This is a genomic window from Cellulomonas sp. (assembly GCF_036279715.1).
GTDB lineage: Bacteria > Actinomycetota > Actinomycetes > Actinomycetales > Cellulomonadaceae > Cellulomonas_A.
Map to the genome: position 1 here is coordinate 36,365 of NZ_DASUIR010000065.1, position 14,636 is coordinate 51,000.

Annotated in this window: 12 protein-coding genes and 2 tRNA genes; 3 read left to right on the top strand and 11 right to left on the bottom strand. The window is 71.8% G+C overall.

The annotated features are described in order from the left end of the window. Nucleotides 1–11: 11 nt before the first annotated feature. Nucleotides 12–1,169: a trans-sulfuration enzyme family protein gene (locus VFW79_RS06755; protein WP_329676549.1), complete on the top strand. Its 1,158-nt coding sequence runs from the start codon at nt 12–14 to the stop codon at nt 1,167–1,169. Nucleotides 1,170–1,186: 17 nt separating this feature from the next. Here the strand turns inward: VFW79_RS06755 and VFW79_RS06760 are convergent, their stop codons facing one another. Together VFW79_RS06760 and VFW79_RS06765 are read right to left on the bottom strand one after the other, a co-directional pair. Next, a complete protein-coding gene (locus VFW79_RS06760) occupies nt 1,187–2,212 on the bottom strand; it encodes an NAD(P)H-dependent glycerol-3-phosphate dehydrogenase (protein ID WP_329676550.1) in 1,026 nt (341 codons plus the stop codon). Next, nucleotides 2,209–2,973 carry a lysophospholipid acyltransferase family protein gene (locus VFW79_RS06765; protein ID WP_329676551.1) on the bottom strand — a complete coding sequence of 255 codons (765 nt, stop codon included), beginning with the start codon at nt 2,971–2,973 and terminating at the stop codon, nt 2,209–2,211. Before VFW79_RS06765 ends, VFW79_RS06760 begins: the two co-directional genes overlap by 4 nt. Nucleotides 2,974–3,104: 131 nt before the next feature. On the opposite strand from VFW79_RS06765, the gene mgtA reads away from it, so the two are divergent. Beyond that, nucleotides 3,105–5,756, top strand: coding sequence for a magnesium-translocating P-type ATPase (gene mgtA / locus VFW79_RS06770; protein WP_329676552.1), 2,652 nt, complete (start codon nt 3,105–3,107; stop codon nt 5,754–5,756). A 41-nt stretch (nt 5,757–5,797) separates the two neighbouring features. Here the strand turns inward: mgtA and murA are convergent, their stop codons facing one another. The 3 genes from murA to leuC all read right to left on the bottom strand — a co-directional run bounded on the left by murA (nt 5,798) and on the right by leuC (nt 9,371). Continuing rightward, complete coding sequence (gene murA, locus VFW79_RS06775) at nt 5,798–7,114, bottom strand: UDP-N-acetylglucosamine 1-carboxyvinyltransferase (RefSeq protein ID WP_329676553.1); 1,317 nt, start codon at nt 7,112–7,114, stop codon at nt 5,798–5,800. Nucleotides 7,115–7,216: 102 nt separating this feature from the next. After that, nucleotides 7,217–7,888 carry a 3-isopropylmalate dehydratase small subunit gene (leuD, locus tag VFW79_RS06780; protein WP_329676554.1) on the bottom strand — a complete coding sequence of 224 codons (672 nt, stop codon included), beginning with the start codon at nt 7,886–7,888 and terminating at the stop codon, nt 7,217–7,219. A gap of 28 nt (nt 7,889–7,916) precedes the next feature. After that, nucleotides 7,917–9,371, bottom strand: coding sequence for a 3-isopropylmalate dehydratase large subunit (leuC, locus tag VFW79_RS06785; RefSeq protein WP_329676555.1), 1,455 nt, complete (start codon nt 9,369–9,371; stop codon nt 7,917–7,919). Nucleotides 9,372–9,468: 97 nt separating this feature from the next. Between leuC and VFW79_RS06790 the strand changes: the two genes are divergently transcribed. After that, nucleotides 9,469–10,188 carry an IclR family transcriptional regulator gene (locus tag VFW79_RS06790; protein ID WP_329676556.1) on the top strand — a complete coding sequence of 240 codons (720 nt, stop codon included), beginning with the start codon at nt 9,469–9,471 and terminating at the stop codon, nt 10,186–10,188. A 67-nt stretch (nt 10,189–10,255) separates the two neighbouring features. Here the strand turns inward: VFW79_RS06790 and VFW79_RS06795 are convergent. The 6 genes from VFW79_RS06795 to VFW79_RS06820 form a co-directional block, all read right to left on the bottom strand. Further along, nucleotides 10,256–10,328: transfer RNA gene (locus VFW79_RS06795), tRNA-Glu, on the bottom strand. A gap of 87 nt (nt 10,329–10,415) precedes the next feature. Then, nucleotides 10,416–10,487 (bottom strand) — tRNA-Gln (locus tag VFW79_RS06800). A 169-nt stretch (nt 10,488–10,656) separates the two neighbouring features. Next, complete coding sequence (locus tag VFW79_RS06805; protein WP_329676557.1) at nt 10,657–11,385, bottom strand: HAD family hydrolase; 729 nt, start codon at nt 11,383–11,385, stop codon at nt 10,657–10,659. Between the two features lie 21 nt (nt 11,386–11,406). Next, nucleotides 11,407–12,915, bottom strand: a complete 1,509-nt coding sequence (gltX, locus tag VFW79_RS06810; RefSeq protein WP_414647899.1) for a glutamate--tRNA ligase — start codon at nt 12,913–12,915, stop codon at nt 11,407–11,409. 81 nt (nt 12,916–12,996) lie between these two features. After that, nucleotides 12,997–13,779, bottom strand: coding sequence for a fumarylacetoacetate hydrolase family protein (locus VFW79_RS06815; protein WP_329676559.1), 783 nt, complete (start codon nt 13,777–13,779; stop codon nt 12,997–12,999). A gap of 16 nt (nt 13,780–13,795) precedes the next feature. After that, nucleotides 13,796–14,626: a methyltransferase domain-containing protein gene (locus VFW79_RS06820; RefSeq protein ID WP_329676560.1), complete on the bottom strand. Its 831-nt coding sequence runs from the start codon at nt 14,624–14,626 to the stop codon at nt 13,796–13,798. Nucleotides 14,627–14,636 lie beyond the last annotated feature (10 nt).

A 14,636-nucleotide genomic window follows, 5' to 3' on the forward strand; every position in this document is an offset into this window, starting at 1 on the left:
AGGCTGCCGCCATGCCGGACCCGTCGCTGCCCTTGGACCCGTCGACCGTCGTCGTGACTGCCGGGCGGCCCGCGCGGTCACCCGGCGCACCGGTCAACCCGCCGGTCGTGCTCTCCTCGACGTTCGTCTCGACGGGCGTGCCGCCCGCGGGCGAGCTGTTCTACGGACGCAACGACACCCCGACCTGGCACCCGTTCGAGGAGGCGCTGGGTGCGCTCGAGCGGTCCGCCCACCCGGCGCTCGTGCTCGGATCGGGCATGGCGGCGATCGCGGCGGCCCTGTCGCTGGTGCCGCCCGGCGGCCGGGTGGTCCTGCCCCGGCACGCCTACGGCGTCACCCTGGCGTACGCGCACGACCTCACGGCGCGCTCGGGGGTCGAGGTGACCTCGGTCGACATCGCCGACACCGCCGCCGTGACGGCAGCGGTGCGCGCCGGTCGCCCGGCGTCGATGCTGTGGGTCGAGACCCCGACGAACCCGATGCTCGAGGTCGCCGACCTGCCTGCGCTCGTCGCCGTCGCGCACGAGGTGGGCGCGCTCGTGGTGGTCGACAACACGTTCGCGACCCCGCTCGTGCAGCGCCCGTTCGAGCACGGCGTCGACGTCGTTGTGCACTCGGTCACGAAGTACCTGGCGGGGCACAGCGACGTCGTGCTCGGTGCGGCCCTCGCCGACGACCCGGACCTGCACGCGCGCCTGCACGCGTACCGGACGCTGCACGGGTCGGTCGCAGGACCCTTCGAGGTCTGGCTCGCCCTGCGGGGGCTTCGGACGCTCGCGCTGCGGGTCGCGCGCTCGCAGGCGACTGCGGCCGAGCTTGCCCGGCGCCTGTCGGAGCACCCCTCCGTGCTCGAGGTGCGCCACCCGAGCCTGCCTGCCGACCCCGGACACGCGCGCGCTTCGGCGCTCATGGACGGCTACGGGTCGATCGTCGGTGTGCGGCCGCACGGCGGTGCGGACGCCGCCGACGCGGTCGTCGACGCCGTGCAGCTGTGGGTCCCGGCGACGAGCCTCGGCGGCGTCGAGTCGACGCTCGAACGGCGCCGACGCTTCGCGACCGAGTCGCCGACGGTGCCCGAGGATCTCATCCGGCTGTCGGTCGGCATCGAGGACGTCGAGGACCTCTGGTCCGACCTCGAGCGGGCACTGACCCGCTCTGCCGGGCGGTAGCGCGTCCGGGCAGGAGGTCAGAGACCCTCGGCCTTGTGCGGGCGCGCGAGCAGCAGGGGTGCCAGCTGGTCCACCGGGAGACCCTCGTGGAGGACCGCCACGACCGCCGCCGTGATCGGCATCTCGACGCCGACCTTGGCGGCCAGCTCGAGCACGGAGCGCGAGCTCTTGACGCCCTCGGCGGTGCCGCCCGTCGCGCGGATCGCGTCGTCGAGCGTCATCCCCTGCCCCAGGTGGACCCCGAGGGTGTGGTTGCGCGAGTCGGGCGACGCGCACGTCGCCATGAGGTCGCCCAGCCCCGCAAGTCCGGGGAACGTCTCGGCGTCCGCCCCGAGCGCGAGCCCGAGCCGCGTGATCTCCACCAGACCGCGCGTGATGACCGTCGCCATCGTGTTGTAGCCGAGCCCTCGCCCCTGCGAGATGCCGACCGCGATCGCGATGACGTTCTTCACCGCGCCGCACAGCTCCACGCCGACGACGTCGTCGTTCGTGTACGGACGGAAATACGAGGACGCGCAGGCCCGCGCGACGAGGCGGGCCGTCTCCTCGCTCGTCGAGGCCACGACGGTCGCCGTCGGCTGGTGCTGGGCGATCTCCTTCGCGAGGTTCGGCCCCGACACGACGGCCACCCGGTCGGCGTGGATCCCGAGCGCCTCGGCGACCACCTGGCTCATGCGCCGGTCCCCGCCGAGCTCGACGCCCTTCATCAGTGAGACCGCCACGGCGTGAGGCCCGAATGTGGCGCGCAGCGGCTCGAGCGTGGCCCGGGCGCTCTGCGAGGGGATCGCGATCGCCACGAGGTCCGCGCCCGCGATCACACCGGCCGCATCGGTCGAGGCCGTGATGCCTGCGGGCAGCTCGACACCGGGCAGGTAGGCCTCGTTGCGGTGCGTGCGGGTGATCTCGTCGCAGATCTGTGCGCTGCGGCCCCAGATCGTGACGTCGCACCCCGCGTCGGACAGCACCGCAGCGAACGTCGTGCCCCAGCTCCCGGCGCCCAGCACTGCGGCGCGCAGCCGCTGGACCGGCGGTGCGGGGTTCACGCGTTCGTCGGCTTCGTGGGCTGGTCGCCGTCGTCGGGACGCTCGCCCGACGACTTCGCCCGGCGCACGTCGAACCGGACCTCGGGAGCCGGCTCGCCGCGGAGGTCCTCGAGGATGACCGTGATCGCAGCCATGACCCGCTCGGTGGCCTCGCGCAGAGTCGCAGTGTCCAGGGGGCGGTCGTACAGGTCGTCGAGCACGACCGGCGGCCCCGCGACGACCGACACCTTCTTGCGGGGGAACGGCCTGAGCACCTTGGAGTACCGACCGAGGATGTCCTGCGGACCCCACTGGGCGACGGGGATCACGGGTGCACGGGTCATCAGCGCGAGCCGTGCGATGCCCGTCTTGCCGACCATGGGCCACAGGTCCGGGTCGCGGGTCAGAGTGCCCTCGGGGAACACCGCGACACACTCGCCGTCACGCAGCGCCTGGACCGCCGAGTCGAGCGACTGCCCCGCCTGCGCGGTGTTCCGGAAGACGGCGATCTGACCCGTCGCCCGCAGGGTCGGGCCCAGCACCGGGACCTTGAACAACGAGGCCTTCGCGAGGATCTTCGGCGCGAAGCCATGGTCGTACAGGTAGTGCGCGAACGTCAGCGGGTCCAGGTTCGTCATGTGGTTCGCCGCCGCGATGAAGCCCCCACTTGCGGGCAGGTGCTCGGCGCCGCGCCAGTCGCGACGCATCATCGCGAACAGGATCGGCCGCACGATCCGGGCGACGATGCGGTAGGCGCGGTTGGAGCGCTGCGGTGCTGGCACGGTCACGGATGCTACCCGCCCCCGCCGCCCGACGGCGGTTCAGCGCCCGGTGTCGACGGGCTGTCCCCGCACCCTGCCGGGCGCTCGGGACTAGCGTGGCGCTGACGACCGGTGACACGGGAGGGAGCCCGATGGCGTCCGACCAGCGTCTCGCGCCCGCCGACGCGGAGCCCGGCCTCGACGTCGTCCACGCTGCGGCACTGACCTCGGACGACGTCCTGCGGCGGCTCGGCTCGACGCGCGAGGGACTGTCCGCCGCTCGGGCCGCCGACCGGTTCGCGGAGCTCGGCCCGAACGCCGTGCGCTCGGACGAGGCCCACTGGCTCCCCGTCCTGGTCCGACAGGTCCGGTCGCCGCTGCTCGTCCTGCTCGTCGTCGCCGCCGTCGCGTCGTACTTCGTGGGCGAGCGGACCTCGGCGGTCATCATCGGCGCCATCCTCGTCGTGTCGGTCGGTCTCGGCTTCGTCAACGAGTACCAGGCGGTGCGCGCAGCCGAGGCGCTGCACGGGCAGATCCGGCACATGTGCGTTGTTGTCCGGGGTGGACATCCCGCCGCCGTCGACGTCACGGCCCTGGTGCCGGGCGACGTGGTGGACCTCCAGCTCGGCGAGATCGTCCCTGCGGACCTCCGGCTGCTCGAGGTCGCGGAGCTCGAGTGCGACGAGTCGATCCTCACCGGAGAGTCCGTTCCGGTCGCCAAGTCGGTCGAGCCGACGGCTCCGGGCGCGGCGCTCGCCGAGCTGACCGGCGCCGCTCTGATGGGCACCGTCGTCCATGCGGGGTCAGCGACCGGGGTCGTCGTCGCCACCGGCAGCCGGGCGGAGTTCGGCCGGATCGCCCAGGGGTTGAGCGAGGGCGAGCCGGAGACCGAGTTCCAGGCCGGGCTGCGTCGGTTCTCGGTCCTGCTCGTCCAGGTCGCGGCCGTGCTCACCGTCTCGATCTTCGCGATCAACCTGCTGCTGCACCGGCCGCTGCTCGAGGCGCTCCTGTTCTCCCTGGCGATCGCCGTCGGAATCACGCCGCAGCTGTTGCCCGCTGTCGTCTCGACGAGCCTGGCGGCGGGGTCGCGGCGCCTCGCCGAGCGCAAGGTGCTCGTGAAGCGGCTCGTGTGCATCGAGGACCTCGGGAACATCCAGGTGCTCTTCACGGACAAGACCGGCACGCTCACCGAGGGCCAGATCAGCCTCACCCGGTCGATCGGCACCGACGGCCGCCCGGATGACGCGCCGTTGCGGCTCGGGCTGCTGTGCACCGAGATCATCGGCGACGAGTCGCACGCCGCCACCGGCAACGCGCTCGACGTCGCGATGTGGGACGCACCGGCCGCCGCACCGCTCCGCGACGCCGCCGCGCGTGTCCGTCGACTGGCACTGCTGCCGTTCGACCACGAGCGCCGTCTCGTCTCGGTGCTCGTCGAGGAACCGGACGGCACGCGCACGCTGGTCGCCAAGGGCGCGCCAGAGGGCCTGCTCTCCCGCTGCACCGCGCTCCCCGCCGAGGCGCAGGCCGTCCTGGACGCCGAGTTCGACGCCGGGAGCCGCGTCGTCGCGATCGCGACGCGTGCGATGGCCGGGCGGGACACCCTGGGCCCAGCGGACGAGCACGATCTGGAGCTGCGTGGATTCCTCGTCTTCAAGGACGCGCCCAAGGCGAGCGCGGTCGATGCGCTCAGCCGCCTCGCGGGCCTCGGCCTCACGGTGAAGGTCGTCACGGGCGACAACGCGCGCGTCGCCGCGAAGGTCTGCGGTGACCTCGGGCTGCCCACCAGGCCCGTGGTCACCGGGGCCGACCTCGACGTGACCGACGACGAGCACCTGCCCGCCCTGGTGGCCGGCGCGGCGATCTTCGCCCGGGTCAGCCCCGAGCACAAGGCGCGGATCGTGCGCGCACAGCGTCGCACCGGGGTCGACGTCGCGTTCCTCGGCGACGGGGTGAACGACGCGGTCGCGCTGCATGCGGCCGACGTCGGCATCTCGGTCGACTCAGCCGCCGACGTGGCCAAGGACGCGGCTGACGTGATCCTGCTCGCGAAGGACCTCCACGTGCTCGCGGACGGCGTCCTCGAGGGCCGACGGATCTTCGCCAACACCATCAAGTACGTGCTGATGGGCACGTCGAGCAACTTCGGCAACATGTTCAGCGCCGCGGGCGCGTCGGCGCTCCTCGCGTTCCTGCCGATGCTGCCGTCGCAGATCCTGCTCAACAACCTGCTCTACGACACGAGCCAGCTCGCGATCCCGACCGACCACGTGGACCCCGAGCAGCTGGCCCGGCCGGCGGCCTGGGACATCCACTTCATCCGCCGTTTCATGCTGTTCTTCGGCCCGATCAGCTCGCTGTTCGACTTCGCGACCTTCGCCATCATGCTCGGCGTGTTCCATGCGGGGCCGGCGCAGTTCCGCTCGGGGTGGTTCGTCGAGTCTCTCGCGACGCAGACGCTCGTCATCTTCGCGGTCCGCACGCGTCGGATCCCGTTCTTCCGCAGCCGCCCGAGCGTGCCCCTGCTCGCGTCCGCGCTCGGCATCGTCGTCATCGGGGCGCTCGTGCCCTCGGCGCCGTTCGCCTCGACCCTGGGGTTCGGTGCGCTGCCGACCGGGTTCTTCCTCGTGCTCGTCCTGCTCGCGGGCTGCTACCTGGTCCTCATCGAGCTGGGCAAGCGCTGGTTCTACCGAGCCGCTCCCGCGGTGCCGGCGCGGACGACCGTCGGCGCGCGCGAACGTCGCATCGGCTACCGGATCCTGCGCCGTGCGCGGCGCTTCTCCTCCGCGGGTGGCAACCGATAGCACCGGCCCCGGCGCGGTGTCGACGCCGGAGCCGTGAGCTCTCAGTCGCGGCTGAACTCGGCGCCCAGCGCCGTGAGCTTGTCGGTGAAGTGCTCGTAGCCGCGGTCGATGAGGCTGATGCCCCGCACGGACGACGTGCCCTTCGCGGTGAGGGCCGCGATGAGGTGGCTGAACCCGCCACGCAGGTCAGGGACCTCGATCTCGGCAGCCGAGAGGGACGTCGGGCCAGAGATGACGGCCGAGTGGTAGAAGTTGCGCTGGCCGAACCGGCAGGGGCGCCCGCCCAGGCACTCCTTGTAGACCTGGATCGTGGCACCCATGCCACGCAGCGCGTCCGTGAACCCGAACCGGTTCTCGTAGACGGTCTCGTGGACGATCGAGAGTCCCTTGGCCTGGGTCAGCGCGACGACGAGCGGCTGCTGCCAGTCGGTCATGAAGCCGGGGTGGACGTCGGTCTCGAGGACGATCGAGCTGAGGTCGCCGCCGGGGTGGAAGAACCGGATGCCGTCGTCGTCCACGGCGAACTCGCCGCCGACCTTGCGGAACGTGTTGAGGAAGGCCGTCATCTCGGGCTGCGTCGCGCCGCGCACGTAGATGTCGCCGCCCGTCGCGAGCGCGGCCGAGGCCCAGGACGCGGCCTCGATGCGGTCCGAGAGCGCGGTGTGCTGGAAGCCGACGAGCCGGTCGACGCCCTCGATGCGGATCACGCGGTCGGTGTCGACCGAGATGATCGCGCCCATCTTCTGCAGGACGTTGATGAGGTCCATGATCTCGGGCTCGATCGCGGCGTTCGACAGCTCGGTGATGCCCTCGGCCCGGACGGCCGTCAGCAGCAGCTGCTCGGTCGCGCCGACGCTGGGGTACGGCAGGGCGATCTTGGTGCCCTGGAGGCGGCGCGGCGCCTGCAGGTGGATGCCGCCCTCACGCTTCTCCACGACGGCGCCGAACTGCCGCAGGATGTCGAGGTGGTAGTTGATCGGCCGGTCTCCGATGCGGCAGCCGCCGAGGTCCGGGATGAACGCCTCGCCCAGCCGGTGCAGCAGCGGGCCGCAGAACAGGATGGGGATGCGGCTCGACCCGGCGTGCGCGTCGATGTCGGCCACGTGTGCGGACTCGACGTTGGACGGGTCGAGGTGCAGCGTGCCCGCCTGGTCGTCGACCTTGACGCTCACGCCGTGCAGCTCGAGCAGGCCGGTCACGACGGCGACGTCCTTGATCTGCGGGACGTTGCGCAGGATGCTCGGGCCCTCCCCGAGGAGTGCGGCCACCATGGCCTTCGACACGAAGTTCTTGGCGCCGCGGACGGTGATCTCCCCGGACAGGGGGTTGCCACCGTTGACGTAGAGGAGGTCGCTCATGAGTCCATCGTCGCTCACCGGGGTGCGTGCTTCGTACCGGATCGCCGTCGGGCGTCGGCGTCGTGCGAAACCTTCACACGACAGCGATCCGGTCGCAGGGCGTCAGGACGTGCGGGTCACGCCGAGCTCGACGGGCGCAGCCGCAGGTCGGGCGGCCTTGATCTCGACCGACGGAAGGTGCTTGGCCGGCAGCGTCCGGGGCCGCCAGGCCTCGCGCGTGGCCTCGAACGCGGTGATCTCGGGCTCGTGCTGCAGCGTGAGGCCGATGTCGTCGAGGCCCTCGAGCAGGCGCCAGCGCGTGTAGTCGTCGACGTGGAACGACGCGACGACGTCGTCGCACGTGACCGTGCGGCTCACGAGGTCGACCGTCACCTCGGTGCCCGGGCGGGTCTCGAGGACCTTCCAGATGAGCTCGATGTCCTCCTGCGCGACCTGCGCGGCGAGGAGCCCCTGCTTGCCGGAGTTGCCCCGGAAGATGTCGGCGAAGCGGGCCGAGATCACCACGCGGAAGCCGTAGTCCTTGAGCGCCCAGACGGCGTGCTCGCGCGACGAGCCGGTGCCGAAGTCGGGACCCGCGACGAGCACCGAGCCGGCGGCGTAGGCGGGCTGGTTCAGGACGAACTCGGGGTCACCGCGCCACGCGGCGAACAGCGCGTCCTCGAAGCCGGTCCGCGTGACGCGCTTGAGGTAGACGGCCGGGATGATCTGGTCGGTGTCGACGTTGCCGCGACGCAGCGGGACCCCGACGCCGGTGTGCTGGCTGAACTTCTCCATGGTCGTTCTCTCTTCCGGTGGCGGGGGCTCAGGCGGTCTGCAGGTCGGTCAACGGCGATCCGTCGGGCGCGACGACGTCCGGCCCGAGGTCGGCGACCGACGACAGGGTGCCGCGGATCGCGGTCGCGGCCGCGACGAGCGGTGACACGAGGTGCGTGCGCCCGCCCTTGCCCTGGCGTCCCTCGAAGTTGCGGTTCGAGGTCGACGCGCTGCGCTCCCCCGGTGCGAGCTGGTCCGGGTTCATGCCCAGGCACATCGAGCAGCCGGCGTTGCGCCACTCGGCCCCAAAGTCGAGGAAGATCCTGTCGAGCCCCTCGGCCTCGGCCTGGAGGCGGACGCGGGCCGACGCCGGCACGACGAGGACACGGACCGAGTCGGCCTTCGTGCGGCCCTTGACGAGCTTGGCGACTGAGCGCAGGTCCTCGATGCGACCGTTGGTGCACGAGCCGATGAAGACCGTGTCGACGGCGATCTCGCGCAGCGGCGCACCCGGCGTCAGGCCCATGTACTCGATCGCACGCTCGGCGGACTGACGCTCGTTCTCGTCGGCGATCTCGGCCGGGACGGGCACTCGGCCGGACAGCGGCAGGCCCTGGCCCGGGTTGGTGCCCCACGTCACGAACGGCTCGAGGTCGGCCGCGTGCAGGACGACCTCGGTGTCGAACGTCGCGTCGTCGTCCGTGCGCAGCGTGCGCCAGTACTCGACGGCCGCGTCCCAGTCGGCGCCCTCGGGCGCGTGCGGGCGGCCCTTGAGGTAGGCGAACGTCGTCTCGTCCGGCGCGATCATGCCGGCGCGCGCGCCTGCCTCGATCGACATGTTGCAGACCGTCATGCGGGCTTCCATCGACAGCGCCCGGATGGCCTCGCCGCGGTACTCGAGCACGTAGCCCTGGCCGCCGCCGGTCCCGATCTTGGCGATGATCGCCAGGATGATGTCCTTCGAGGTCGCGCCCGCGGGCAGCTCGCCGTCGACGGTGACCGCCATGGTCTTGAAGGGCACGAGCGGGAGCGTCTGGGTCGCGAGCACGTGCTCGACCTCGCTCGTGCCGATCCCGAACGCGAGCGCACCGAACGCGCCGTGCGTCGAGGTGTGCGAGTCGCCGCAGACGACCGTCAGACCGGGCATCGTCAGGCCGAGCTGGGGACCGACCTGGTGCACGATGCCCTGGTCCGCGTCGCCGAGCGAGTGGATCCGGACGCCGAACTCGGCGGCGTTGTTGCGCAGCGTCTGGATCTGCGTACGGCTCGTGACGTCGGCGATCGGCAGGTCGATGTCGAGCGTCGGCGTGTTGTGGTCCTCGGTGGCCAGCGTCAGGTCCGGACGGCGTACCGTGCGGCCCGCGAGACGCAGGCCCTCGAACGCCTGCGGGCTCGTGACCTCGTGGACGAGGTGGAGGTCGATGTAGAGCAGGTCGGGCGCGCCGTCGGTGCCGCGCCGCACGATGTGGTTCTCCCACACCTTCTCTGCCAACGTGCCTGCCATGTCTGTGGTCCTCTCGAGTCGCCCGGTCGGGTGGTCGGCGCGCAATAGCTAGCCTGATGCACTTGCGTCTCAGCCTGCGAGACGTCAGTATCGACCTATGGACAACTCTAGCGGAGTCGGCGTGCTCGACAAGGCGGCATCCGTGCTCAGTGCTCTCGAGGCCGGACCGGCGACGCTCGCGCAGCTCGTCACAGCCACCCATCTTGCTCGCCCGACGGCCCACCGGCTCGCCGTCGCGCTCGAGCACCACCGCCTCGTGGCCCGCGACATGCAGGGCCGGTTCGTGCTCGGTCCCCGCCTCTCCGAGCTCTCGACGGCCGCCGGCGAGGACCGTCTGCTCGCCGCCGCAGGTCCCGTCCTGGCGGCTCTGCGCGACCACACCGGCGAGAGTGCTCAGCTGTACCGCCGGCAGGGTGACATGCGCATCTGCGTCGCCGCGGCCGAGCGTCCGGTCGGCCTGCGCGACTCGATCCCCGTCGGCGCGACGCTGACGATGCTGGCCGGCTCGGCCGCGCAGATCCTGCTCGCGTGGGAGGAGCCGGACCGGCTCCACCGCGGCCTGCAGGGGGCGAAGTTCACCGCGACGATCCTCTCGGGCGTGCGCCGCCGCGGGTGGGCGCAGTCGGTGTCCGAGCGCGAGGTCGGGGTGGCGTCGGTGTCGGCGCCCGTCCGTGGGCCGTCCGGACGCATCGTTGCCGCGGTGTCGATCTCGGGGCCGCTCGAGCGGCTGTCGCGTCAGCCCGGCCGGCTGCACGCCGGCGCCGTCGTGTCCGCGGCCAACCGGTTGACGGAGGTCTTGCGCCGATCGGGTGAATGAGGGCGGACCCACGCACGCGAGCACAGCAGAAAGGCCCGGTCACCGTGAGGTGTCCGGGCCTTGCTCGTACCCCCGACCGGATTCGAACCGGCGCTACCGCCGTGAGAGGGCGGCGTGCTAGGCCGCTACACAACGGGGGCCTGTACTGCCTTGAACCTACAGCTCACGAGTCGCCTCGTGGGTTGCCGGGTCGTGAGTCTACCGGATCCTCCGGAGCATTCACACCGCTGGGGTACCAGGACTCGAACCTAGACTAACTGAACCAGAATCAGTCGTGCTGCCAATTACACCATACCCCATGGGGTATAACCTCCGGAGTCGCACGAACCGTCGGACACCTGCGTGACCATCGGATTCGGCAACGTCACCGGACGTCGTACCGCGGGGGAACACTACCTGACTGCACGGTCGCCTCCAAACCACGGCTCACCCGCACACCCCCGGACGGCACCCGGCGGGGCGGACGGTTCACACGTCGACGAGGTCGGCCAGCTCGGTGAGCGACCGCACGACGACGACCCCGGGGGCGTGCTCGTGAGCGTCGGGCAGCCCGTTGCGACGCCCACCCGGGCGGTCGATCCAGACGCCCACCAGACCCGCGTCCCGGGCAGCCCACGCGTCGACGTCGAGCTCGTCACCGACGTACGCGGTGCGCGCGGGTTCGGTCCCGAGCAGCCGGCACGCCTCGACGAACACCCGCGGGTCAGGCTTGCCGACGCCCAAGGTGTCGACGCCGACGAGCATCGGCACGCGGTCGACGAGGCCGACGCGGGCCAGCTTGCGCGTCTGATAGGCGACCGACGCGTTGGACAGCGCACCGATGACGACGCCCGCGGCCAGGAGCCGGTCGACGGCCGCCGACGCGTCGTCGTGCGGCGCCCAGGCCCCCACGAACCGCTCCTCGAACAGCGCGTTCCACGCGTCGTACCCCGCGTCGTCGAGCTGGGGACCACCGAACGCCGAGTGCAGAGCGTTCGCACGTGACATCCGCTGCTCGCGGTAGGTCTCGTCGCCGCGCGTGTACGCGCCGTAGTGGCCGTCCACGTCGGCACGCCAGTGCGCGAGCACCTCGAGGTCGCGCTCGGGGCCGACGTCCGGCAGGTACCGGCGCGCCACCGCCGCGAGCGCGTGGGCGAACGCGCCCCGCGTGTCGACGAGCGTGTCGTCGATGTCGAACAGCACGCCGTCGACCTTCATGCGGTCACAGCCCTCACGCGGTCACAGCATTCCGCGCAGCGCCGCGATCCTGGCCAGGGTCGAGGCCTTGCCGAGGATCTCCATCGACTCGAACAGTGGCGGCGAGACGCGGCGGCCCGTCAGCGCCGTGCGCAGCGGGGTGTACGCGAAGCGCGGCTTGAGGCCGAGCCCGTCCACCAGCGCGGCCTGCAGGGCGCTCTGCGTCGCCTCCGTCGTGAAGCCGTCGGGTCCGATCGCCTCGAGCGCCGTGGTGGCCGCGTCGAGCACCGCGGGGGCCTCCTCGCGCAACCCTGCGCGTGCGTCGTCCTCGACCGCCACCGCGTCGTCGGCCACGAACAGGAACCCCAGCATGCCGACGGCCTCGCCGAGCAGCGTCATCCGCTCCTGAACGAGCGGAGCGGCAGCCGTCAGCAGCGCGCGGTGCTCGGGCGAGAGGTCGGCGAACGATGCCGCCGGCACGAGACCCGCCGCGTGCAGGTACGGCACGAGCCGGCCGCGGAAGTCCTCCGCGCCGAGCAGCCGCACGTGCGCCGCGTTGATCGCCTCGGCCTTCTTCAGGTCGAAGCGGGCCGGGTTGGGGTTGACGTCCTTGATGTCGAACGCCGCGACGAGCTCGTCGACCGTGAAGATGTCGCGGTCGGCAGCGATGGACCAGCCGAGCAGCGACAGGTAGTTCAGCAGCCCCTCCGGGGTGAAGCCCCGCTCGCGGTGCAGGAACAGGTTGGACTCGGGGTCGCGCTTGGACAGCTTCTTGTTGCCCTCACCCATGACGTACGGGAGGTGGCCGAAAGCTGGCATGACGGTCGCGACGCCGAGCTCGAGGAGCGCGCGGTACAGCACGACCTGCCGGGGCGTGGACGACAGCAGGTCCTCGCCCCGCAGCACGTGCGTGATGCCCATGAGCGCGTCGTCGATCGGGTTGACCAGCGTGTACAGCGGCTGCCCGTTGCCGCGCACGATGACGTAGTCGGGGACCGAGCCGGCCTTGAACGTCACGTCCCCGCGCACGAGGTCGGTGAACGTCACGTCGTCCTCGGGCATCCGGAGGCGCAGGACGGGCTCACGGCCCTCGGCGCGGAACACGGCCTTCTGATCGTCGGTGAGCGTCCGGTCGTAGCCGTCGTAGCCGAGCTTCGGGTCGCGACCTGCCAGCAGGTGGCGCCGCTCGATCTCGTCGGGCGTGGAGTACGACTCGTACGCGTACCCGCCCTCGAGGAGCCGGCGCGCGACGTCCCGGTACAGGTCCATCCGCTGGGACTGGCGGTACGGCTCGTGGGGTCCACCGACCTCGACGCCCTCGTCCCAGTCGAGGCCGAGCCACCGCAGCGCGTCGAGCAGCTGCTGGTAGCTCTCCTCGGAGTCCCGCGCCGGGTCGGTGTCCTCGATCCGGAACACGAAGGTCCCGCCGACGTGGCGCGCGTACGCCCAGTTGAACAGCGCGGTCCGGATGAGCCCGACGTGCGGGGTCCCGGTCGGCGAGGGGCAGAAACGAACGCGGGTCGCAGACCCGGAGGCGGCATCGGTCACGATCCCACCCTAACGGCGCGCCGCAGTCGACTCCCCCTCCCTCGTCGGGGCGCGGGCCCGGTCAGGAGCCGACGTGAGCGCCCCTCAACGGCGCAGGACGGGGTTGCGCAGGACGCCGATGTCCTCGACCTCGACCTCGACGATGTCGCGGTCCACGATCGGCCCGACGCCCGCCGGGGTCCCCGTGAGGATGACGTCGCCCGGGAGCAGCGTGAACACCTCCGAGATGTACGAGACGAGGTACGCGACGTCGAAGATCAGCTGCGAGGTGCGGCCGTCCTGCCGCGGCTGACCGTTGACCCGGGCCCGCACCGCGAGGTCCGAGACGTCGAGCCCGGGCACGATCCACGGACCGATCGGGCACGACGTGTCGAAGCCCTTGGCGCGCGTCCACTGAGGCTCGGCCCGCTGCGCGTCCCGCGCGGTCACGTCGTTCGCGACGGTGTAGCCGAACACGTGGTCGAGCGCCCGAGCGACCGTCACGTTCTTGGTGACCTTGCCGATCACGACCGCGAGCTCGGCCTCGTGCTCGACCTCCTCGGTCCACGCGGGCAGGACGATCGGGTCGTCGGGCCCGATCACCGACGTGTTCGGCTTGAGGAACAGCAGCGGCACGACCGGCAGGGCGTTGCCCATCTCGGCTGCGTGCGCGGCGTAGTTGCGCCCGACGCCGATGATCTTCGAGCGCGGGATGACCGGGGCGAGCAGCCGGACGGCGTCGTCGGACAGCGGGACCCGCTCACCCGTCGGCTGGATCGTGGTGTAGATCGGGTCGCCGGTGATGACGACGAGCTCCTCCGCGCCGGGCACACCCTCGACAAGGGCGTAGCGGGGGTCGTCTCCGGTCGTGAATCTCGCGATGCGCACCGGGCAACCCTAATCGTCAGACGCGGGCCAGGGCCTCGCCGTGCAGGATCGCGAACCAGCCGTCCTCGGCCCGGCCCCACTCCCGCCACGCGTCGGCGAGGTGCTCGAGCGCGACGTCGTCGGCCAGGCCGTACTCGATCGCCTGGGCCGCGAAGTGGGAGGCGACCGCGCGGTCGGCCCACAGCTCCGACCACCACCGCCGGTCCTCGGGCGTCGCGTAGCACCACACGCCGGCGCCGGGCTGGATGCCGGCGGGGTCGAACCCGGCCTCGCGCACCCAGCCGAGCAGGCGGCGTCCGGCGTCGGCCTCGGCACGGTTGGCCTGCGTCACCTCGCGGTAGAGCGCGAGCCACTCGTCGAGCCCGGCGTTCGGCGGGTACCAGGTCATCGCGGAGTAGTCGGAGTCCCGGACCGCGACGAGGCCACCGGGACGCGTGACGCGCTTCATCTCCCGCAGCCCGGCGACCGGGTCGGTGAGGTGCTGGAGGACCTGGTGGGCGTGCACGACGTCGAAGCTCGCGTCCTCGTACGGCAGCGCGTACAGGTCGCCGACCTCGAAGGTCACGTTCAGCGCGCCGGACTCGAGCGCCGCGTCGCGGGCCGCCTCGATGACGCGCTCAGAGCGGTCGAGCCCGATGACCTCGCCCGGCAGCACGCGCGCCGCGAGGTCGATCGTGATCGTTCCCGGTCCACAGCCGACGTCGAGCAGCCGGGCCCCCGGCGCGAGCGAAGGGAGCAGGTAGGCGGCCGAGTTCTCGGCGGTACGCCACCGGTGCGAGCGCAGGACGCTCTCGTGGTGGCCGTGCGTGTAGACGTCGTCGGGTGACCCCGTGCTGATGCTGCTCACGCGTCACTGT

Coding starts and splice junctions, on each gene's coding strand:
- leuC (WP_329676555.1), bottom strand. CDS start 9,371: ATGGCAGGCACGTTGGCAGAGAAGGTGTGGGAGAACCACATCGTGCGG.
- mgtA (WP_329676552.1), top strand. CDS start 3,105: ATGGCGTCCGACCAGCGTCTCGCGCCCGCCGACGCGGAGCCCGGCCTC.
- VFW79_RS06805 (WP_329676557.1), bottom strand. CDS start 11,385: ATGAAGGTCGACGGCGTGCTGTTCGACATCGACGACACGCTCGTCGAC.
- VFW79_RS06755 (WP_329676549.1), top strand. CDS start 12: ATGCCGGACCCGTCGCTGCCCTTGGACCCGTCGACCGTCGTCGTGACT.
- leuD (WP_329676554.1), bottom strand. CDS start 7,888: ATGGAGAAGTTCAGCCAGCACACCGGCGTCGGGGTCCCGCTGCGTCGC.
- VFW79_RS06790 (WP_329676556.1), top strand. CDS start 9,469: ATGGACAACTCTAGCGGAGTCGGCGTGCTCGACAAGGCGGCATCCGTG.
- murA (WP_329676553.1), bottom strand. CDS start 7,114: ATGAGCGACCTCCTCTACGTCAACGGTGGCAACCCCCTGTCCGGGGAG.